16 protein-coding genes are annotated in these 19,913 nt (G+C 69.2%); 5 read left to right on the forward strand and 11 right to left on the reverse strand.

Features of this window, described 5'->3' with window-relative positions:
* Positions 1–26: 26 nt before the first annotated feature.
* The 7 genes from ACTMTB_RS15475 to ACTMTB_RS15505 form a co-directional block, all read right to left on the reverse strand.
* Positions 27–566 carry a restriction endonuclease gene (locus tag ACTMTB_RS15475; RefSeq protein ID WP_441146168.1) on the reverse strand — a complete coding sequence of 180 codons (540 nt, stop codon included), beginning with the start codon at positions 564–566 and terminating at the stop codon, positions 27–29.
* Positions 567–822: 256 nt separating this feature from the next.
* Positions 823–1,044, reverse strand: coding sequence for a hypothetical protein (locus tag ACTMTB_RS15480; RefSeq protein ID WP_280840486.1), 222 nt, complete (start codon positions 1,042–1,044; stop codon positions 823–825).
* Positions 1,045–1,076: 32 nt separating this feature from the next.
* Positions 1,077–3,944, reverse strand: a complete 2,868-nt coding sequence (locus ACTMTB_RS15485) for a hypothetical protein (RefSeq protein ID WP_441146171.1) — start codon at positions 3,942–3,944, stop codon at positions 1,077–1,079.
* A gap of 219 nt (positions 3,945–4,163) precedes the next feature.
* Positions 4,164–4,526, reverse strand: coding sequence for a DUF7008 domain-containing protein (locus tag ACTMTB_RS15490; RefSeq protein WP_441146173.1), 363 nt, complete (start codon positions 4,524–4,526; stop codon positions 4,164–4,166).
* A 79-nt stretch (positions 4,527–4,605) separates the two neighbouring features.
* Complete coding sequence (locus ACTMTB_RS15495) at positions 4,606–5,844, reverse strand: hypothetical protein (protein WP_441146175.1); 1,239 nt, start codon at positions 5,842–5,844, stop codon at positions 4,606–4,608.
* Between the two features lie 51 nt (positions 5,845–5,895).
* Entirely contained in the window at positions 5,896–9,486 is a 3,591-nt protein-coding gene (gene pglX, locus ACTMTB_RS15500; protein ID WP_441146177.1) for a BREX-2 system adenine-specific DNA-methyltransferase PglX, read from the reverse strand.
* A gap of 71 nt (positions 9,487–9,557) precedes the next feature.
* Positions 9,558–9,797: a winged helix-turn-helix domain-containing protein gene (locus ACTMTB_RS15505; RefSeq protein ID WP_441146179.1), complete on the reverse strand. Its 240-nt coding sequence runs from the start codon at positions 9,795–9,797 to the stop codon at positions 9,558–9,560.
* Between the two features lie 315 nt (positions 9,798–10,112).
* Here ACTMTB_RS15505 and ACTMTB_RS15510 point away from each other — a divergent pair, with 315 nt between their 5' ends.
* Together ACTMTB_RS15510 and ACTMTB_RS15515 are read left to right on the forward strand one after the other, a co-directional pair.
* Complete coding sequence (locus ACTMTB_RS15510) at positions 10,113–10,406, forward strand: DivIVA domain-containing protein (protein WP_441146181.1); 294 nt, start codon at positions 10,113–10,115, stop codon at positions 10,404–10,406.
* 270 nt (positions 10,407–10,676) lie between these two features.
* Positions 10,677–11,696: an ADP-ribosylglycohydrolase family protein gene (locus tag ACTMTB_RS15515; protein ID WP_441146183.1), complete on the forward strand. Its 1,020-nt coding sequence runs from the start codon at positions 10,677–10,679 to the stop codon at positions 11,694–11,696.
* On the opposite strand, the gene ACTMTB_RS15520 is transcribed toward ACTMTB_RS15515, so the two are convergent.
* Together ACTMTB_RS15520 and brig1 are read right to left on the reverse strand one after the other, a co-directional pair.
* Positions 11,681–12,595, reverse strand: a complete 915-nt coding sequence (locus ACTMTB_RS15520; RefSeq protein WP_441146185.1) for a hypothetical protein — start codon at positions 12,593–12,595, stop codon at positions 11,681–11,683. The genes ACTMTB_RS15515 and ACTMTB_RS15520 overlap by 16 nt on opposite strands.
* Positions 12,592–13,476: an anti-phage DNA glycosylase Brig1 gene (gene brig1 / locus ACTMTB_RS15525; RefSeq protein WP_441146187.1), complete on the reverse strand. Its 885-nt coding sequence runs from the start codon at positions 13,474–13,476 to the stop codon at positions 12,592–12,594. Before brig1 ends, ACTMTB_RS15520 begins: the two co-directional genes overlap by 4 nt.
* Positions 13,477–13,536: 60 nt before the next feature.
* Between brig1 and ACTMTB_RS15530 the strand changes: the two genes are divergently transcribed.
* A complete protein-coding gene (locus ACTMTB_RS15530) occupies positions 13,537–14,127 on the forward strand; it encodes a hypothetical protein (RefSeq protein WP_441146189.1) in 591 nt (196 codons plus the stop codon).
* A 43-nt stretch (positions 14,128–14,170) separates the two neighbouring features.
* A complete protein-coding gene (locus ACTMTB_RS15535) occupies positions 14,171–14,374 on the forward strand; it encodes a type II toxin-antitoxin system VapB family antitoxin (RefSeq protein ID WP_441146191.1) in 204 nt (67 codons plus the stop codon).
* A gap of 13 nt (positions 14,375–14,387) precedes the next feature.
* Here ACTMTB_RS15535 and ACTMTB_RS15540 read toward each other — a convergent pair whose 3' ends face one another.
* The gene (locus ACTMTB_RS15540) at positions 14,388–14,756 is read right to left on the reverse strand and encodes a DUF3024 domain-containing protein (RefSeq protein WP_441146193.1); all 369 of its coding nucleotides are present in this window, start codon (positions 14,754–14,756) and stop codon (positions 14,388–14,390) included.
* Between the two features lie 21 nt (positions 14,757–14,777).
* On the reverse strand, positions 14,778–19,205 hold the full coding sequence (pglW, locus tag ACTMTB_RS15545) for a BREX system serine/threonine kinase PglW (RefSeq protein ID WP_441146195.1): 4,428 nt from the start codon (positions 19,203–19,205) through the stop codon (positions 14,778–14,780).
* Between the two features lie 98 nt (positions 19,206–19,303).
* On the opposite strand from pglW, the gene ACTMTB_RS15550 reads away from it, so the two are divergent.
* Positions 19,304–19,714 carry a hypothetical protein gene (locus ACTMTB_RS15550; RefSeq protein WP_441146197.1) on the forward strand — a complete coding sequence of 137 codons (411 nt, stop codon included), beginning with the start codon at positions 19,304–19,306 and terminating at the stop codon, positions 19,712–19,714.
* Positions 19,715–19,913 lie beyond the last annotated feature (199 nt).

The raw sequence follows: 19,913 nt of genomic DNA on the forward strand, positions 1-19,913 counted from the left end.
GACAACGCCCCCAGGTCAACCCGGGATCAGCCCACTACGATCCCCGTCGTGGGCTTCCCCGTCCATGCCCACATCTCCAGGGCGTGCCGGTCGACCAGCGTGATGTTGAGCCGCCGGGCCAACTGGATGCCGTCGCCCGCGGTGAAGAAACTGTTCGTCACGAGCATGCAGATCTCGCCACCGTGGATGTCCCGGCAGGTGCCGGCGAACCGCTGGATCGCGGCACTGCCCACCCGGTTGCTGATGCTCTGCCGCTTGCACTGCACCACCACGCGGCGACCGTCGGGGGCGACCGCCATGACGTCCGCGCCACGATCACCGGAACCGCCGCACACCTTCACCTGCCGAAACCCGGACGCGACCAGGATCCGCGCGAACCACTGCTCGAACTCGGGCCCGCTCATCGCATCGGTCACCGCGATCAGCCTGTCCCGCTGGGCCTGGTCAGCCCGCTCGCGGGCACGCTGCTTCGACACGGCAAAGCCCACCGCGACCGCCCCCGCGACGACGAGGCTCGCCAGGAAGATCGACCAGTACGGATGCCGCTCCACGAAATCTACGACCATCCCGAGCACCACGAGGACGGCGACGGCACATAGCACCAGACCCCAGCCGTTAGCAGACCTACCGCCCCCGGACACGCGGCGGACCGTCGATCGCCGCCGAACCCTGCCGGGGCGCCGCCTACGGTAGTGCGCCCGAACCCGGGCTCCATTCTTCCTGGTGTGTGACCTGACGTACGGCACGAGGCACCTCCCGAGTCGAGGGAGCCTCAGTCTCGGCACCGGGTCCGACAATCGGCGTGCACGAGCGTCGATATTGTCAGGTACCCGCCACTTCAGTGCCGCTACGCTCGTCGGCGCCAGCCGGCGACGGGTGCAACGGCGCCGGCTCGGGGTCGGCGAACACCCAGGCCGCCAAGTCGTCGGGAGCGGTGCTCTGCCACAGCCGCGACTTGCGGGACGCCAGCATCTCGGCGACCTCGGCCACATCGTCGGAGTTCCACCAGCTCGCGCCGGTCCGCTCCTCCGTCAGGTCGGACACTCCAACCCTCCGTACTGATCGATCTGCCATTGTCAGCGCTTGCGGTAGTGGGACTTCACGTACGTGACGCCCTTGGGCAGGCCTCGGCCCACGATCCGCGCGTCTCGGACTTCTTCGAGGTATTCCTCTTCCGATTCCGGCGATGCCTCTGCGCCGGGCGGCAGACGACGAAGGTGCCCGGCCACCTGGTGTCCCCGCCGGTGCGGATGCCACTCGCCGGGTGTCTCCCTTGGCGCCGTCACCTTTTCCACCCGGGGCACGTATCGCAGCAGGGGAACTCGCCTGTCTTCCGGACGGGGCGGGTGCCAGGGACGATCGTCAGGGTCGACGCTGCCCTCGACCCGCTGCAGCGCCCGGTCGGCGACGAGCCGTTGAACAGCCTGGTGGATGCCCTTTGCCCGCTGGGGTGGCAGTCCCAGCCGCAGGCAGTTCTGCACCAGGGCGTCCTCGGCGAGGATCGCGGCGCCGTCCTCGGTGAGGTAACCGAGTTTCCGCAGCGTGTGCAGGACCCAGCTCATGTCGGTGAGGTCCGGCACGCGACCGCGGGCGTCCGCCCCGGGCCCGTTCTGCCGGGTCACCACGCGCGGATCGTACTGGTGGGCGAACTGGACACCGTCGATGCGCTCCGGCCTCGGCAACAGCGTAGTCCGGACGGTGGCGACGTCCGGGTCGGATTTCACGGTGACGGTGACCAGGGTTCCCGGACTCAGTTCCGCCGGCCACTGGATGCCGGCGATCTCCCACCGGCCGTCGCGGCGCCGCAGTGCCACCCGCTGCACCCGCGCGAAGGACGACCCGCTGCGTGCTTCGTGGTCGAGGTGCAGGCGGAGCTGTCGTCCAGGCAAGTCGTCGCTCAACCCGTCGGGCAACGGGCACCACTTAGCGTCGAGGTGCGCCCGGTGCAGGGCGACCATCCAAGACATCTTTGCCCGCTTCCGCCCGTTGACGTCCAGCCAGCGGGCGGGGCCGTCCTCGTCGTCGGGACCGGTGAGCCGGTCCTCGACCACGGCTGCCTGCGACGGAAGGACGAGGGCGGGTACTGGTTTCTGCTCCCCGGTGGCGTATCCCGGCTGCCCGGCGCGCTGCGCCAGGTCTTCCGCCCGCACCGAACCGCCGTGGCGCCCCGAGCACGGTTCTACCGAGACGGTGACAGACCGTCGGCCCGCGACAAGTTCATGGAGCCGGCGCCGCGTGCCAGCCGACAGGGTGGTGTCGAGCGGAGTGACCGCTCGACCAGCGCTGAGGCTGAGCTGGATGACGTTGGCCGCCCTCGCGTGCCGGGTGACGAGATGTACGTTGGACCCAGTGCCGAGGTCGAGAGCTACCCGGCACAGCGCCTGCACCACCTCGTCCAACTTGTTGACGGCCCGGCCGTTTCCCTGGCCGGTCCGGCCGCTCCGGTCGACCCAGCCGTAACCGAACCAGCCGTCGCCCCGTGAGAACGTCTCGGCGACCACGACCAGCTTCTTCGGGGGCTGCTTGAGGACAGTCGGACAGACAAGGTTGTCGTCGGGTAAATGCTTGACCGGTGGCTTCGGCGGGGGCAACTCTTTCTCGACGGTGGCCGGCTGAGGGTCGCGAACGCGGGGGGCCGGCTCCGGCTCCGTCAGCGCGCGCGTCCTCCGCTGCCGTACCACCTCCGCCACCGTCGGCGCACAGGACGGGCACGGGTTGGGTGCATCCGCATCGGCGCAGCCCGCGCGATGTTCCCGGCACGCCTCCAGCGCGACGCGGGTGAGCCGGGGGTGGGTTTCGGCCAGCGACATCAACGCCTCGGCGAGGCAGTCGGTGCGGAGCTGCCGCACAGAGTCACCGCACACCAGGCGCGCGATCCGGAGGTGGAAGCTACCGACGACAAGTCTGGCTTCCAGGCACAGGGCGCTTCCCCGGGCGTACGCCTCCCCCGCCTGCCGCAGCCGGGTCGCCAGGTCAGTCTTGACGCGCGCTTCCGCCCGCCGGAGGTCGGTCTCTGCCGAGTCACGTGCCTCGCCCAGAGCGGACATGATCTCGTCGGCGCAGGTCATCCACTGCTCCGCCACCGCCAAATGGGCCAGGCCCGCATGTGCCTGCCGTCCATTGACGTCGTCCAGGGCAGTGCGAACGAACTTGGCAGCGTTCATCTGCCGAACCCGCTCCACGGGGGCGGTCAACGGCTCCTGAACGGTTGTCTCGTGAGCGTCGAGCCAACCCCACAGGTCTTCGGTCGGTCGTTCGAGGGCGTGCGGGGGGAGGCCGCGCCGCCTCAGCACCCGGGCCAGCGCCTCGTTGAACGGGTCCGCAGCGACCGTCCGCATGACCGTGATCTCCAGCCCTTCCGGTGCGGCGGGCGGCCGTTCCAGCGCCGTCAGTTCCGCCTGGTAGGAGTACCTGAAGGCCAGGGCCGCTGTGTGACAGGCGTTGCTGAGCTGGTCGCGCGTTCGGTGCAACCGCCCTGCGGTCTCGCTGTCGCCAGCCAGCCGGGCGAGACGCGCCTCCGTGTCGACGAGATGCTCGGCGTAGCGCGCGGCGGCGATCGCTGCCGGTTGACCGGCCCTGCGCCGCAGCAGATCCTCCTCGGCCGGTGACAGCTCCGTACCCTCGGCTTTCGTCCGGTGCAGCGAGGCGAGCCACATCATGTCCCGAGGCAGCGGACTGGCGACCGGCGGCGGTTCGGAGTAGGTCGGCGGGGCCGGCGCGGGCTTGTTCTTGGCGGTTGGCGGCTTCTTCGCGGTGGACGGCTTCTTCTTGGTGGTCGACGGAGCCTTCGTCTTCGCAGATTGCGCCGTGCCGGCCGCCGCTCGGCGCACCGCGTCCGGCTGGCCGTAGCACCGGCTGCACAGCAGCCGGGACCAGTTGCCGGCCACCGTCACGACTGAATCGGACATGCTGGTCTGCTGGCACAGGATGCAGCGCAGTGTCATCGGTCGGTCGAGGGTGAACCGCTGCAGTGCTCCCTGCGGAGGAAACGCCCGCACGATCCGGTGTGCGGAGGATTTCCGTGACGCCATCCTGCCTCCCCGTAGCACCAACCTGTCCGGTCACGAGCTGCGCCACCCTGGCAGTCACCCCGCCTGCGGCGCGGCTCCCAGTGTTCAGGATCTGGCCGGTCGGTCAGTCGACCGGCACGTCGTCTTCAGTGCTTACTGGCGGGCCTTACGGCCGCGGGTGGCCTTCGGCGGGCGCCACGACGTCAACGCCTCGTCGGTGAGGTGGAGGCGGTTGGTGGTCTCGGCGAGGAAGCCGGCGTAGATGTCCGCTGGCGAGGCGCCCCACTCCGGGTCGAACTCGCCGTGCCACTGGCGTACCCAGGGAAGGATCTCCCGCAACCCCGCGACCAGCGGCAACAGCCGGTCGGCAGCCCAGCCGTCCTCCTGCTCACGGGCGACGATCAGGGTGGCCAGGGCCTGGGCCTGCTCGCGGTGGTCCCAGCCGGCCCAGCCGACCAGCAGCGACGGGTCACCGTCGCAGCTGGCGCCCGGGTACGACACGAACCGGTCCCACATCGCGCTTACCGCAATCGAGGGTGCGGGCGGAGCCTGCAGTCCCATCGGAGAGCCCGCGTGGCTGACGGTCGGCGCCCACTCACTCTTCCTTGTCGTCCCCGCGCTGGCGGAGCGCTCGCTCGGCGATCCGGCTGGAGAGCTTGCCCGTCGCCCATCTGGCCCGGCCGAGGGTCTCGTTGCCGAGACGCTTCGCGACACCAACGCCGTCTGCTCCTGTCTCGAGCGCCTTGTCCCTCGCCTCGATGGCCGCGTCCGTCCATCGTCTCGCCTCCGATGACTGTCGATCGCCCTCGATCCCCAGCCGCCCGTGGAACTCGACGATGGCGATCGAGACACTGTTGCTCGACTTCACCACAGCCGGGGAGTCCATCGGATTCAGCAGCACCTTGGTGTTGGCCCTGCCGGCAGCCGCATCCATCCGGTCCAGCAGGCGCGCGGTGCACCGTGAGATGAGTTCCAGCCGGTTCTGCCGGGCAGCCCTCAGCCCGAGGCGATGCCCGTCCAACTCTCCCGGCGACGCGTCCAGCACCCGGTCGAGTTCGAGCACGGCGATCGCGTCCTGCAGCTGGAAGCAGCGAGCCAGGACAGCGAGCCACTCCTGCCCCTTGGACTCTGCTTCCTTGGCCGCCTTGGCGAGATCACCGATCGTGGTCTTGCGCTCCAGCTTCTCCGCGAGTGCGTCGAGTTGACGCAACGCGTACGCCTGGGTTTCTGCGATCGTCGCCGGCGCGCCCTGCACCTTCGACCACGTGACCTCGTCGACCCGGCCCCTCGCCTCTCGGATGGTCATGGCCTCCTCGATAACGAAGCCGACACCGATCATGCGGGCCAGCACCGCATCCTTCTGGGCGCGCAGCACATCGTCGACCTTCTCGTCGATGGTGGCGAGATAGTCGGTGATCTCCTTCATGCTCTGTTGCATGGCAAGCTGCGCCATGATCCCCGCGGCGCCGGCCAGCACCGCCGGGTTGCCCGCGATCGCCGCCGGCCCCTTCGAGATCTGGAGCCATGACTGGATCGAGCCCGGCTGCCCCACCATCGCATGGCTGACGCCGGGAGTCTTGCTCTGCATCAGCCCATACTTCTGGACAAGCTCTGCGGACTCCTTGGTCAGCTGCACCCAGCGGCCGGAGTTGGCGGCAATCTCGGAACCGATCTGTGCGGCGGTAGACCCGGCTTTGAGGACGGAGCCGAGCCGTGGCATTCCGAGGTCCTTCGACGGCAGTCCCTCGGAGACGAGGAAGCGTTCGACAGCCGCCGGATCCCCGATGACTGCCAGCCCGTCGCCGTCACTGATCAGCTGAATCTCGTTACCCATTGTCGGCTCCTGACGTGCGGGCGGGGTGAGCAGCGACGCCTTCTGCTCTGTTCACTGCTTCGCTCTACGGCCACGGGTGGCCTTCGGCGGGCGCCACGACGTGAGCGCCTCGTCGGTGAGGTGCAGCCGGTTGGTGGTCTCGGCGAGGAAGCCGGCGTAGATGTCCGCCGGCGAGGCGCCCCACTCCGGGTCGAAGTCGCCGTGCCACTGGCGTACCCAGGGAAGGATCTCGCGCAGCCCCGCGACCAGCGGCAGCAGCCGGTCGGCGGCCCAGCCGTCCTCCTGCTCGCGGGCGACGATCAGGGTCGCGAGGGCCTGGGCCTGCTCGCGGTGGTCCCAGCCGGCCCAGCCGACCAGCAGCGAAGGGTCACCGTCACGGCTGGCACCCGGGTACGACACGAACCGCTCCTTGGGTACGTCGAGCTTGCCCCGGTGCCGCCAGTAGCTGGTCTTGAGGAAGTCCGCCGAGGTGTACTTCGGCGGCACCGGGATCTGCTTGCGGAACTCCCGCTTTGCCGCCTCGTCGGGCAGCGCGTCCTCCTGCCGCTGCAGGTCCCACACCTGCTCCCAGTCGGCCCGCTTGGCCAGCCCGGAGTCCTTGTAGCGCAGCGCGGACAGGTGCGGCACGTGCTCGTCGGCGACCAGGTCGGCGATCACCTTGCCGAGATCCTGACCGGGCGCGTAGAGGTTGGCGACGGTGAGCACGTCGGCGTCGCGGCGCAGCTCGTCGGCGAGCTGAGCGGTGGTCAACGGGCGCGGCTGCTCCAGGCCATCGACGTGGTGGTACCAAAGCACACGCGCCTCGCACCGGTCCAGCAGCCAGTCGCGCAGCGCCTTCGCCTGCATCGCTTCCCAGCCCTCGGTGGCCCAGCGCCGCTTGCACTCCGGCCGCTCGATCAACCCGATGTTGCGGTTGCCCTCGATGACCGCGATCCGCCGCTCCACGATCGTCCGGTACTCATCCGACCAATGCGCCGGCAACTCCGTGATCGGCGTCGACCCGTGCCGCGCGAACCACTGCGTCTCCGCCTCACCGGCGGCCACCTTGCGGGCGAGCACAATCTCGAACGCCCGCGCCCCCAGCTTCAACTCCGGCACCGAGCCGGCCGGGGCGGTCAACTCCTCGTCCAGCAGCCCGTAGAGCGAGTACACCTGCCAGTCCAACTCCTCCTGCAACGCGATCATCCGCGCCCGGATCGAATGCCACTCGTCGCGAGCTGCAGCCAGCCGCTCACGGGTGGGCACCCCAGAAGCCGCGACCGCCGCCGGAGTCACCGTGGCGAGCCGCTGCGCCAGGCCGTCGATCTCCCGGCTCAGTTCGAGGGGGTACGCCTCCGGCAAAGGAAGTTCCTGCAACTTGGTACCGGTGAACTCGTAACAGTTCTTCCATGCTTCGCTTCCCATTGCCGCATAGCCCGCATCGACTCGCGCCCCGCCACCTTCGCCCTTGTTGTGGCTGACCTGTTGAAGCCAAAAACAAGCGGTTGAGCTGCTGAGCACCCCGAGCAGCCGAAGGTGCTCGTTCTCCGACGCCCCTTTAGGCAACTTAATCACTGGCACTGACTGTTTGAAGACCTTCCCACCTCGGTCTAGCACGAAGTGGTTATGGGTAGCCACGAACGCAAAGGCAATCGACAGCGCCGTCCGGTAACGCTCTGCAAAAAACATCGAGTACTCGAACCATTGGAGCCCACGAGCCAGTTGATCCTTGCCGTATGCAACCCGGTTAACAAGAATCCGCCGCAACGGCCAGAGCGCAGAGTGCACGGCTGGGTCCAGGCTGGCCTTGAGGCTGTGCTCGTGGTAGGGCCAGATCGACTCAATGGGGTCAGTTACTGCCCAATCTCGCGTTACATCGCCCTCGACGATGGGCCGTGAGTACTTCTGAGGAATCCGACGTCGGCGATGGAAACCCTTTCCGACCATGTAAGCGCTGTCTTCTCGGGTGACGGCACCGAACCCGATCTCCTGAGCCACTGAGCCGAGGATTTGTCTTCCCGCCGCCTCCATCGCCGCCTGCAAACCGCTCGCACCACCGCCTGTGAGGCTCCAGGGATGTGTGTTCAAGGAAGCGCGATCAATGTCGGCCGTGCTGACCCACTGGCTTTCTGATCCAGGGTGGTGGACCTGGCTCACAATGGCCCGCCAAACATGTCCCTGACTCGGGTCATTGGGAGCGGAGGGCTCGCCGCGGATGCCCATTACGGCGCGGACGGTCCCTGACCGCTTAAGATTGGTGTTGCGACCTACCATAATCAATGTCGGCGTGCCGTGGCCCGGAATGTATGCACCTGACGCATCAATAACATGAGTTAGGTTGACCTCGATCGCGAACAGCTTTTCAATTAGTTTCTTGCCGAACTCGCGCTTCATGAACGAGTTTGCGGTGATCTGCCCCACATAACCCGCACCCTTGCCGTCCGCACCGGCGGTCTTGGCCAAGTGGAAGAAGCGCTGCGCGAAAGGAACTGAGAGCGCGTACTCGCGGTAGCAGGCGCTGTACATCTCACGGTAAGCGTCGCTGAGCTTGCGGTCTTTGACCGTGATGTAGGGCGGGTTCCCTACGACGACGTGATAACTGCCGACGCCGAGGATGCCAGGGTGCTCCTTGAGGTCTTCGGTCGCATAGGCAAACTCGACCATCGGGTCCTCACCAAAGAGCGTTCCCTGCCGAGACTTGATCAAGGCATCACCGACGGCAAGGTGGAGTGGGAAGACATAGCTAGCCGTGTCAGCGAGTGTCTTGACATTACACGCCTTGAGAGCCGCGACCAAGAGGCGGAAGCGGGCGATAGCCACCGCGGATGGGTTGATGTCAACGCCGTGAACGGCATCGAGGGCGAGGCGTACCCGCTCGTGCGGGTCACGGTTGGAGGCGTGCTGCTCCCACTCTTTCAGCATTCGCTGGAACGCGCCGAGTACAAAGTGGCCAGAGCCGCAGGTGGGGTCGATCATCCTGACCACGTCGTGGCCGAATTCGTCGATCGCCGGGGTGAGCGTCAGGTCGAGGATGAACTCCTCGACGAACTCCGGCGTCTGCAGCAGCGCGTAGGTCTTCTTCGCGAAGTCGGAGAGGTCCTGGTAAAGGTCACCGAGGAAGCGGGTGTCCCATTCCGGGTCGGTGAAGTCGTGCACCAAGACGCCAGTTTCGCCGCGCCGACGCCAGAAGCCAATCAACTCCTTGGCCGCGTCGTGGGACACGTCGATCTGGTAAAGCGGATTGTGCCGCCGATCGAACATCGACCGCCCAGCCTGAGTGCGGCGGATCGTCTCGAAGCCTTCGAGCAGCCAGCCGCGCAGCGTCTCGTCCGGGTGCTCTCGGAAGAACTGCGCCTCAGCCTCCTCGGCCAGCACCAGCCGGTCCCCGGGCCCCGCAAGGTACGGCTCGGCCAGCAGACCGTTGTCCTCGCAAAAGCGCACAAACACGGTGCCGAGCACCCATGCGACGGCGACCTGAGTGACCCGCTCGTCCCGCCACGCCGCCCAGGTGGCGGCGGTACGCCCGACCTTGAAGGCGTGGTCGTACTCGCCCCGCAGCTTGAGGCGCACCTCCTCGACCGCCTCGGCCTGCTCCCGCAGGTCTTTCTCCAGGGACTTGACCTGCTTCTGCAGGTCGAACAAGAGCAGCTTCCGGTCGATCACGGGATGACTCTAGTCGCGCCGCCGGGGTGACGAAGTTACCCGTAGGGCCCGTTCTGGCCGACAGCCCGCTACTACGGCTCCCGCATCCAGAGCTTTGGGTCGTTCACGAAGACCCCCTTCCCCTGGTGCCGACGGATGACGCGCAACGCCTCAAGCCGCACGTAGACCTGCTTGATCGTCGACTGGCTCACCCCGTACTTCGCAGCGAGCTGCGAGATTGACGGAAGCTGGCCATCTGCTCTCAACCTCCCAGCCCTTACTTGGTATGCGATGTCGTCCGCGATCCGGATGTAGTCGGCGGTAACTGGCATGGCTCTCCTTGCGTGGCACGCCAATTCGATCACGCAAGGGCACGTCCCAACAACCGAATGTTTGACTGAGATGACTGGGACAGCTAAGTTGATGCCGGGCCGCTCCTCGCGTGGCAACGAGTTCGGCTCATCCCCTGGTCGGGGCGGGTGCACGTGCCCGTCCCGACCCGTCGGACTGCTCTGCTGTCGTATCGCTGAATCGAGCTGCGGCGGCCGAGCGGGCGGGTCGCCCGCGGCCCCCGCGCGGACGGCCCGCCCTTCCACACCCCCTGCCGGGAGCTTCCGCGTTCCCGCCTGCCCGGAGAGAGGATCGTCGTGGCACAGGTGTATCGAGGTGGCCAGCCCTACCCGGCCGGCCACCCCGGCCGGTTGACGCCGCACGAGGTGCGGACCCGCGAGTTCGCCGCGCGCCGGCGCGGCGTCGACCCCATGGAGGTACGGGAGTTCCAGGTCCGGGTGGCCGACGAGTTGGCCGACCTCAACGAGGCGGTACGGCTCCTCAGCCAGGAGAACGACCGGATCAAGCGGGCGCTGCGCGACTGGCAGACCCTGCACGCGCGGGAGTGCCGGCCCCCGCAGGAACACCACCCCAACTCCGGCCACTGGTGACCGTGCGGCCCTCCCCCGGCGACCTGCTCGTCATCGACGGCCGGGCCTCGGTGCAGTTCGCCGGGAACCGCGCCCTGACCTTCCGCGTCGTATCGGTCTCCGACCAGCCGACGTACCACGGCTGGATCTGGCTGACCGGCTACGTCCTCAACCGCCGGGGCGAGGCGACCGCCAGGCGCGAGGTCTACGTCCAACTCGGCGGCCTCCGCCCCGCGCCCAGCACCCCCGCCCCGAGGCTGCCCCGTGTCACCCGCCCCTATGCTTCGCGGAATGACCAAGGTGACGGCGGCGCAGCTCGCGACGGCGCGGGGCTGCGTGCTCGGGCTGATGCTCGGTGACGCGATCGGCGCGACCGGCGGCAAGGTGCCGGCCAGCGGGACGTTGCAGGCCACCAGCGCCGGCCAGCTCGCCTGCTTCACCGTCGAGGGCCTCATCCGCGCTGATGTGCGGGGCTCCCACAAAGGAATCTGCCACCCACCCAGCGTCGTCTGGCGCTCGTACCATCGCTGGGCCGCGATCCAGGGCATCGCCGGCCTGGAGCCGATGCCGGACAAGAACTGGCCGACCGGTTGGCTGTCCAGGGTGCCGGCGCTGGCGGCGCGACGTGGTTCAGCGCCGGCAACGGTGGCGGCGTTGCAGCAGCAGACGATGGGCACTATCGCCAAGCCCGGTGGGAAGAGCACCGGGGCGCACGCCCTCACGCGGACGCTGCCGGTCGGCTTGTACCCGTCCTGTAACCCGGTGGAGGTCGCCGCGCTCACGCACTCGGGTGAGGCGCTGGGGGCGGCATGGCTGGGTGCCACGGTGGTTCGGCTCCTCGCCGCAGGCAATCGCCTCAGCGAGGCCCTGGAGAGTACGCGGCTGCACGCTGCGGACTGGTTCCCCGTGGCAGAGCGATCACTGGCTCCGGCTCTGGCGGCGGCCAGGGCACGCCCGGGCACGCTCCAGGAATTCACCCGCCTCGCAACCGACGCGAGGGCGGTTTCCGCACTGGCCGGTGGGGTCTACACAGCCGCATCGTTTCCTGAGCGGGACATGGTCCGCGAGGCACTCCTGTTCGCCGCCTCGGCCGGCGACGGCGGCCACACCGCGACGGTTGCCGGCGCCTTACTGGGAACGGCACACGGACCCGACGCGCTACCCGTCGACTGGCTATCCCGACTGGAACTGGCGTGGCCGGCTGACACCCTGACCCGAGACCTCGTGACCCAGATGGCCGACAGCCCGTCCGGTGGCGAGTACGTCGACGCGACCGACCCACACTGGTGGAGCCGCTACCCCGGCGGCTGACGAGTCGTCACCGCCGGCCTCCGTTGCTGCTGCACAGTGGTGTTGCCGGCTGGGGCAGGTCGGCCCGCCATCAGCCGGTGTGCGGCCCAGAGCGCCGGGACGACCGTCTCGTAGAGGTACGGAACGCCGGTCAACCGTCCCCAGCGGTGAACGCCTCGGGCCGAGGGGTGGGTGAACGCCGCGACGAGCGTATCGACGCCCGCCAGTCGCGCCTGTTCCAGATGCGGAGCAAGCTGGCGGCGGCTGGTCATCAGCGCGGTGATTGTCTTGTAGACCTCGACCCCCTGCACGATGCACAAGGTCGGCTGGAGAATCTTGATCGTCGCGGCCATGTGCGGGAGACAGTTGCGGCTCATCGTCGGATTGCTCAGCGACTTCATCGTCTCCCCGACTGTGGCCGAGCAGAGTCGCATGTTCGCCATGGCGTAGGCGTCAAAGAGGTGAACGGGAGCCGGTACGCCGTCCAGGTGAAGCAGCTCGCCTGCTCGATCGGACCCTGGCTCACGGCCCACCGCCAGCCTGAGAGCGCTGGCGGTGCCTTGCATATGCGGATTCCGGCTGTTGAACGGCAACCTGGCAGATTCCATCACCTCGGCATGCCGCTGTTCGAGGGACACGCTCTCTCGCAGTCGCGCCGTGTCCATGGCGATGACCAGGATCCGGCTCGGTGCCCCGTCGAGCATCAGGTCGTAGTGGCGGCCGACGTGCGAAAGCTGCCCGGCAGCGAACTCCACCTCCGGGCGGCGCGCCCCACGTCCGTCGAACAGTACGGCCCGTTGACAACTGCCCAACTTCCGGCAGACGCAGTCCCCGGATGGTCCGAGAACCTGCTCGGCCATGTACCGGCGCAGCTGGTCGACTCGCCCGGCTGTGGCCGACGCGTCGCTGGCCACGCTCATGGCGACGGCTCCTCGGCCGAGCTGACGAGGAGTCCGGGTTCGACAGAACCTCCGGCCCTGGGTCGAGGCGCCCGTGGCTCGCTGCCATCAACTCCCACTCCGGTGAGGGCTTCTCGGAGGAGCGCAGTCTCTTTCGCGCTCGGCGGTCCGGCCGCTCCGGCGTGCCACTCGACGACGAGCCGCTGGCCCGAGGGCAGCGAGTACGCCCGCACCGCCCGGCTTGGCACCGCTGATCCGTAGTCTGTGCCGCCAGATCCCAGCTTGCCCTTCAGCGGCAGCCCGAGCGCTTGGGCAAGGTCGTTCCAGGGCTTACCGAAGGCGAACACGTCCTGCACCGGCAATTCCGCGATCGGCTGCCAGACGAACTCCTCGATGACCTCGGGTGGCGGCCTCAGCGGAGACGTGATGGCCTTCGAGTGCCATGGGTAGCACTCGAAGATCAGCAAGTCACGGTGGTCGGCGCTCGGGTCCTGCAGCCACCGGCGGGTGAACTCAAGGCGCGCCCGGTAGTACCGGTTGCGCCCCATCTCGTCGGGCAGAGTCCACGGCGGCCGGTTGTACGGGCAGGTTGTAGCCCACCTGCTGTACGACCCAGCCTCCCGAATCTCGCCGGCAAAGATGCCCTCCCTCGACTGGAAGCGCTGCCGGTACTCACCCGGGTTCAGCCCGAGCACCACCATCCGGGGCGTCTGTTCCAGCCCGAGCAGGTCGCCATGGTAGGGCTCGGGGAATCCGTCCCGGGTGACCTGCCCGGGCCCTACGCCTACAAGCGAGCCGAACCACTCGGGCAGTGGTGGCGGTAGTGGATCTTTGCCCTTCAGCCAGGACTCGATGTGGGCGTCCCAGAAGGCGGCAACCCGCTGCCGTGCGGAGGTCGTCATGACGAAAAGTTATCGATGCCTCACTGGTCAAGCCAGTACGCAACGCAGAGAATGAACCCCGTGACAGAGAAGTTGCACCGGTTGGCGGCGTTGCTGCAGGCGCGCGACGACCTAGACACCAGGATCGCGGCACTCACCGGGCGATCAGCCCGACCGGGCGACATCGGCGAGTTCATCGCCGCGCAGGTGTTCGACATCGAGCTGGCGAGCACGGCGATCCAGGCCGGCTACGACGGCGTCTTCCGGTCCGGTCCGCTCGCCGGTCGGACCGTGAACGTCAAGACGTACGGCGACGCGTTTACCGGCATCGACATCAGCCCGCATCCCTGCGAGTTCTACCTGGTGTTCAGCGGTCCGCCCCGGCCACTCGGCGCCGTACGGCACCACCAGTGGCAGATATCCGCGGCGTACCTCTTCGACACGCCGCGCCTGCTCGAGACGTTGACCAGTCGGGGCGTCAAGATCGGCATCGCGACGAGCATCCGCCGGTCCGACCTCGACGCGGCTCGGATCTTCCCCGGCACCAACGCGACACCCGCGCTGCACCTGACACCCGAGCAGACGGCCCTGCTGTCCCTGTTCGGCGCGCAAGTCACCTCCCGTCCCGCCGGCGACCAGCCAGGCAGTGATATCAACTACCAGGATTCCTGATGTCATCGGAGCTGGCTCGCTGCCACCGGAGAGGTCCCTGACCATGTCACGAACGACCCTGGACGTCGATGACGACCTGCTCGCGGCAGCGTCGAAGATTCTCGGTACCACGACGAAGAAGGCGACGGTCGACGCCGCTCTTGCGGCCGTGGTCAACCGGGAGAATCGGCGCGAGTTCGCCGACTGGCTCAGAACCGGCGGGCTTCCCGACCTGACCGGCCTGGGTGGTGCCTCCCGGCGCAGTTGACTGATCGGAGCAGTCAGCCCCAGAAGATCGCTGTCGGGTCCCGATCGAGTTCGTCGAGAAGGTCCGCCATGTTGCTGGTGGGCGGGGTCAGGTCGTACCGATGGAACCGGAGGTTGCGGTCCCGGTAGTACAGCGTCCAGGTCCCGGTGTTCCTGGTGTACCGGAGGCGCGCGACGGGAAGCCGCGTCCACTCCGACCCCAGTTCGGTTCGCCACGGGGCCCGGCACTCGACGATCGTCAGGTGGCGGGCGGCCTCCTCACACTCGATCCGCACCTGGTCACGGACCCGCTCCGGGACACGCTGGTGGCACCACTGACGCGCCTGAGCCACATCCGCTTCCGGTAGCCCTTGAGCTGCCGCCATTTCGACCTCCCGCCACATCCAGTCGAGCAGCGCGGCGCGTCAGGAGGCGGCCACTGCGCTGCGATGAGCGTTGACGACCCAGGCGTCCGGCAGGGCGATCCACTCGTTGTCGCCCACCCGCACCACCGCACCGTCCAGCTTCGGCAGCAACGCCGGATCCTCCATGGGGCAGAGCAGCCACACGCCCCCCGCCCCACCGCGCGCCGCGTCGGCCAGCTCGTAGAGCCGGTCCATCGCCCGGTACCGCGCCAGCACCGCAGCGTCGTGCAGCAGCACCGGCCCCGCCTCGGCCGACAGCTCGGCGCGCAGCTCCGGCGCGGCCAACTGCCACGCCCGCTCGACGTACTCGCCCAGCTTGATCGCGCCCCGGGAGCCGGGCGGCGCGATGTCCGCGCCAACCACCGTCTCCCAGGTCGGCTTGGGGTGCGCGTCGACCAGGGCGTGCAGGTGGTCGAGGAAGCGGGCCGCGACGTTGACGGGCCGTGCGTCGAAGCGCCGGGCCAACTCCTCCCGCGCCAGGCCGTACCGGGACAGTCGTACCGTCAGCGCCCGGAACCCCCCGGCGGAACTCGCGCCGGTCAGCCGCTCCTCGGCCCGCATCGCCGCCGCCAGCTCCGGCGACTCGGCCGTCCACCGGCTCGGCGCGACGGTCACCGACGGGCGGCGCTGCATGATCGACATGGAGGACGAGGCGTTGCGGGGTGGCAACGGGACGTAGCGGTCGCGGTCCCAGCGCAGCTCGAAGCCGGCCTCGGCGAGCAGCCGGTCGAGCTTCGGGTGCGGAGGCAGCGGGTCCAGCTCCGGGAAGCGCGTCCGCACCCGCTGGGTCACCTGCTCCGGCGTCAGCCCACGGCCCCCCTCTGCCGAGGTCGCCGGAGGCACCACGCCGGCCTGGGCCAGCCGCAGCGCGCGGACCGGATCGAGGTCGCGCGGGTAGAGCTCCAGCCGCGCGGTCGCGGCGGCGCGCTCCGAGGCCGCTGCGGCGAGCAGCACGCGTCGCCGCTCGTCGATGACATCGGCCGCGCCACCGGGCGCCGTGACCGCCGCGAGGGTACGCAGCACCGTCGCCGGACTGGGCAGCACCTCGCTCGCGGCGAGCTTGTCGGCGGCCTTGCCCAGCGCGTCGGCGTAGTCGAGCAGCGCCGGCGCGGCCGGGGTGTCCGGCGCGTCGTCCTCGCCCGCTTCCACGGCCACCAGCAGCCGGTCACCGCGCGGGTGTGGCTTGCCGTTGATGTCGGCGCGGGCATGCCGGCGCAGCAGCAGGCGCGGCTCGTCGGCGAGCGCGTCGACCTCCACGGCGGCCCGCACCGCGGCGACCGCCACCGCGAGCCGCAGCGCATCCCCGGTACGCACCGAGCCGCGGCTGCTCAGCAGGGCCGCGGCCAGCTCGGCGACGCCCATCACCCGGCCGCCGTCACGCAGCAGCTCGATGATCTGGGTACGCACGCTGCCGACCACCGGAATGTCGTGCCAGCGTTTGCGCTGCTTGCCGAGGATCTGTGCGATCCGGGCTGGAGTGACGCCGAGCGGCTTGGCCACCTGCGGGTGCTGCGGCCACAGTGGCAGGTCCGGCAGGGCTCCGGTGGCGTCGGGCAGGTGCAGCGCCAGCCGGGTGGCCTCGACGTCGTTGGGGTTGCGGCTGGCCGGGACGAGCAGCGTGGCGATCGCGTCCAGTCCGACGCGTACCAGATCGGGGTCGCCGTCCCCGGCGGCGGCCTCGGAGGCCACCTCCTCCGTCGCGGCCTTGCGGGCGGCGGGCGTGGTGGGGATGGTCTCCCGCTCCCCCAGCCGGCCGCGCCACTCCTTCACCCGACGCTGCAGCTCCTGCCGGGTCTTGGCGCCCAGGCCGGGCAGGTGGGCGAGCTTGTTGGCGACGGTGAGCAGCTCGCCGACGGTGGTGGCGTCGAGGCGGTGGGCGGCGGAGACCGCGCGCGGGGTGAGCCCGGCCGCCTCCAGGGCCGTGGCCCGGGTCACCTTGCCGGCGGCCTCGTCGCGGGCCGCCTCGGCGGCCTTCTCGTCCGGCTCGTCGGCCTCGATCTCCGGGTGGTCGGTGCCGACCGGGGCGCTCGCGTCGGAGCGGCGGAACACCTGCTGCCAGGCGTCACGCATGTCCTTGAGCGAGGCGAACCGCTGGCGGTGGTCGCGGTGCAGGGCGCGCTGGAGGAAATCCACCAGGCCGTCGCGGATCGCCGGGTCGAAGGCCTCGACGGCCAGCACCGGCGGGCCCTCGGTCAGCTGCGGCTCGGTGCCGCCGTCACCCCAGACGGGCAGCTCGCCGGAGGCCATCTCGTGCAGGGTGACCCCGAGGGCGTACCACTCGGCGTGCTTGTCGTAGCCGGGCCGGTTGGCGGTGCCGAGGAACGGGTCGAGGTAGCGGGGGGTGCCGGCGGTGATCTCCTTGACCGAGACGCCGGCCAGGGAGAAGTCGAAGAGCACCAGCTGCTTGGTGCGGTTGGGGCGTACCCGGATGGCGATGTTGTCGGGCTTGATGTCCCGGTGGTAGACGCCCTCCCCCTCCAGGTAGTCGAGGGCGCCGAACAGGTAGTCGCTGTAGGTCTCCAGCTCGTCGACGGTGAGCCGGCCGTCGTCGCGCAGCTTCCGGGCGAGGGTGCGGTCCCCGGCATGCTCGAGCACGACGACCGTGCGGGTGCCGATTTGCAGCGGCTCCGGCCGGGCCAGCCGGATCACCCGCGAGTCGGTGAGCGGCCCCAGGACCCTCGCCTCGTGGGCCAGGCGGGCGCCCTTCTCGTCGGAGAGCCCGACCTTGAGGACCTCCTCCCGCCGGGTGCGCTCGTTGAAGCCGAGGAACGCCCGGCAGGTCGAGCCGGTACCGAGACTGCGGACGATCTTCCACTCGCCGACCCGGTCGCCGCCGCGCGCCTCGAGGGGGTCGACCTGCTCAGGCTCCGGCTCCTCCGGATGCACCGACTTCGGCGGGGGTGCGGTCAGCTCCTCCTCGACCACCTGGAGCATCTCGACGAACTCGGCCACCGTGGTCAGGCGCTGGGTCGGCACCGGGGCGGTGGCCGCCTGGATCAGCTCGTCGGCGAACTCGATGATCCCGTCGGCGATCGCGGAGGCACGCAGCCCGTTGTCCCTCGCCAGCCGGGTGAGCAGTTCGGCACGCTTCGCCGCCGGCGGCTGGCCGGTCAGGATCAGGTAGCTCAGCGCGCCGAGGCCGAAGACGTCCATCGCGACCGCGTCCGGCTTCGGCGTGGTCAGCTCCGGCGCGAGGTACGCCTCGGCCGAGCGCTCGATGTGCGAGGCCGCGTGCGTGGACAGGGTGACCGGGTCGCCGCTGCTGCCCCCGCCGCTCCCGTCGACACCGCGGGTCGCCGCCTGCCAGTCGCTGATCTGCAGCTGCGGAGTCAGCCACGCCTCGTCCTCGCTGCCACCCCGCCGCTGGCGTCCCGGGCTGACCAGGACGCTGCGCGCCGACAGGGCACGATGGTGCAACCGCCGGCGGTGCGCGTACGCGACCGTCTCGGCGAGCTGGCGGATCATCGCCAGGCGACTCAACGCGTCGAGGCGGTCGCCGTACTGGGCCATGTAGTGGTCGAGGCGGATCGAGCGGGGGTCGTACCGGAAGATCAACGCCGGCCCGGCCTCGTGCGACTCCATCGAGTCCACCTGGACGATCCCGGGGTGGTTGATGCCGTGCATCACCTGCATCTCGCGCTTGGCGGCGCGTTCGATGCTGGCCCGCTCGGCTTGCACCGCGTTGCGCTCGACCAGGTAGATCCGGACCCGGCGGCGCTCCCGCTCCAGGTCACTGTGCCGGGCCTCGTGGTCCTGCCAGGTCGGGCCGACATCGAACGGACGGGGCTCCAGCTTCCACGCGCCGATCTGGTAGTGCCGCCGGCTGCGGGCGATGCCGACCTCTTCCAGCAGGTCCGGCAACGCCGCCGACATCTCCTTGGTGACCCGCTGCTGCTCGTCCTGCGGCGGGCGCTGCAGGAACGAGCCGATGGTCGGCAACTGGCCCGGCTGGTGGCCGGGCGCCGGCTCGGGCCCGTAGACGCCGTGCAGGTGGTGATCGGAGAGCCCGATGTGCAGCCCCGGCCTCGACAGGAACACCGCCGCCTGCACGAACGGGATCCGGACCTTCGCCCCCTTCCGGCGTCCGGCGGCGACCTGAAGCAGCGACTTGAGCTTCTTCGCCTTCGCGTCGGCCAGGTGCAGGGGGTTCTCGAAGACCCGGGTCTTGTTCGGCCCGTTCAGGATCCAGTTGGAGCCGCTGGAGATCAGCCGGCCGGTCAGGCTCTTGATCTCGATCAGGTAGAGCCCGCCCGGCCCGGCGACCAGCAGGTCCACCTCGTAGGGGTGACCGGTCTGCGCGGTGAAGGTGAAGTTGGACCACGCCCGGTACGGCTCCGTATCCGGCAGCAGCGCCTGGACGTGCGCCAGCGCCTCCCGCTCGTGCGCGAACTGCGACGGCGTGATCGTGGTCCACCGGCCCTCCTGCATGCGGAAGATCCTAGAGCCAGCTCACGACGTCACTGGACCCCGTGTCAGGTGATCTAGAGTCTCGCCTGCCAGTACGGAGATGCGGTGAGGGTGGTTCGGTGGGAGTTCAGGTCGCTCGTTTCCACGTACAGACCGGCCCCGAGCCGCTCTTCGCCCGCGTCCGTCAGGTGTTCACCGGCCCGCGTCAGCTACGACTGCACGGGTCGCACCTGCGGGAGCGGGCCGGCGGCCGGGACGCCCCACTCGACGACCTGAAGACATTCGAACCCGATGCGTGGGAGCTCATGCTCATCGAGGCCCGCACCGACACGGGCAGGTTCGTGTCGACCACGTGGCGACGGAGTTATCCCGACGCGGACTGGTGGGTGGTAGTCGGCTTCCGGGACACCGTACGGACCCTCTACCAGGCCTCTCCCGGCAAGAGCGGGCGAGGTGACGGCATCGTCATCGGCGGTCCGCTCTGGGATCTCGCGAACGAAGTGAACGCGAAGTTGATCACCGACGGCTGAGACGTTGTCGGGGACAGCGTTGTGCGGCGACGGCTGGTTTGATGGCGGACCATGCGCGTTCGTGTCGTAGCCGTGGATATCGGATCGGTCGGTCCGCCCTCGAAGTTCGCCTGGGCAGCATTCGATGCACCCATCCCGGAGTCCGTGGCGAGCGGAGATGACCCCGGAACCGCGGTCACTCACCTCACGGCGGGACTCC

It is taken from the genome of Micromonospora sp. L32, assembly GCF_052068055.1.
GTDB lineage: Bacteria > Actinomycetota > Actinomycetes > Mycobacteriales > Micromonosporaceae > Micromonospora > Micromonospora purpureochromogenes.

Coding starts and splice junctions, on each gene's coding strand:
- ACTMTB_RS15475 (WP_441146168.1), bottom strand. CDS start 566: ATGGTCGTAGATTTCGTGGAGCGGCATCCGTACTGGTCGATCTTCCTG.
- ACTMTB_RS15485 (WP_441146171.1), bottom strand. CDS start 3,944: ATGACACTGCGCTGCATCCTGTGCCAGCAGACCAGCATGTCCGATTCA.
- ACTMTB_RS15490 (WP_441146173.1), bottom strand. CDS start 4,526: ATGTGGGACCGGTTCGTGTCGTACCCGGGCGCCAGCTGCGACGGTGAC.
- ACTMTB_RS15495 (WP_441146175.1), bottom strand. CDS start 5,844: ATGGGTAACGAGATTCAGCTGATCAGTGACGGCGACGGGCTGGCAGTC.
- ACTMTB_RS15505 (WP_441146179.1), bottom strand. CDS start 9,797: ATGCCAGTTACCGCCGACTACATCCGGATCGCGGACGACATCGCATAC.
- ACTMTB_RS15515 (WP_441146183.1), top strand. CDS start 10,677: ATGACCAAGGTGACGGCGGCGCAGCTCGCGACGGCGCGGGGCTGCGTG.
- ACTMTB_RS15520 (WP_441146185.1), bottom strand. CDS start 12,595: ATGAGCGTGGCCAGCGACGCGTCGGCCACAGCCGGGCGAGTCGACCAG.
- brig1 (WP_441146187.1), bottom strand. CDS start 13,476: ATGACGACCTCCGCACGGCAGCGGGTTGCCGCCTTCTGGGACGCCCAC.
- ACTMTB_RS15535 (WP_441146191.1), top strand. CDS start 14,171: ATGTCACGAACGACCCTGGACGTCGATGACGACCTGCTCGCGGCAGCG.
- ACTMTB_RS15540 (WP_441146193.1), bottom strand. CDS start 14,756: ATGTGGCGGGAGGTCGAAATGGCGGCAGCTCAAGGGCTACCGGAAGCG.
- pglW (WP_441146195.1), bottom strand. CDS start 19,205: ATGCAGGAGGGCCGGTGGACCACGATCACGCCGTCGCAGTTCGCGCAC.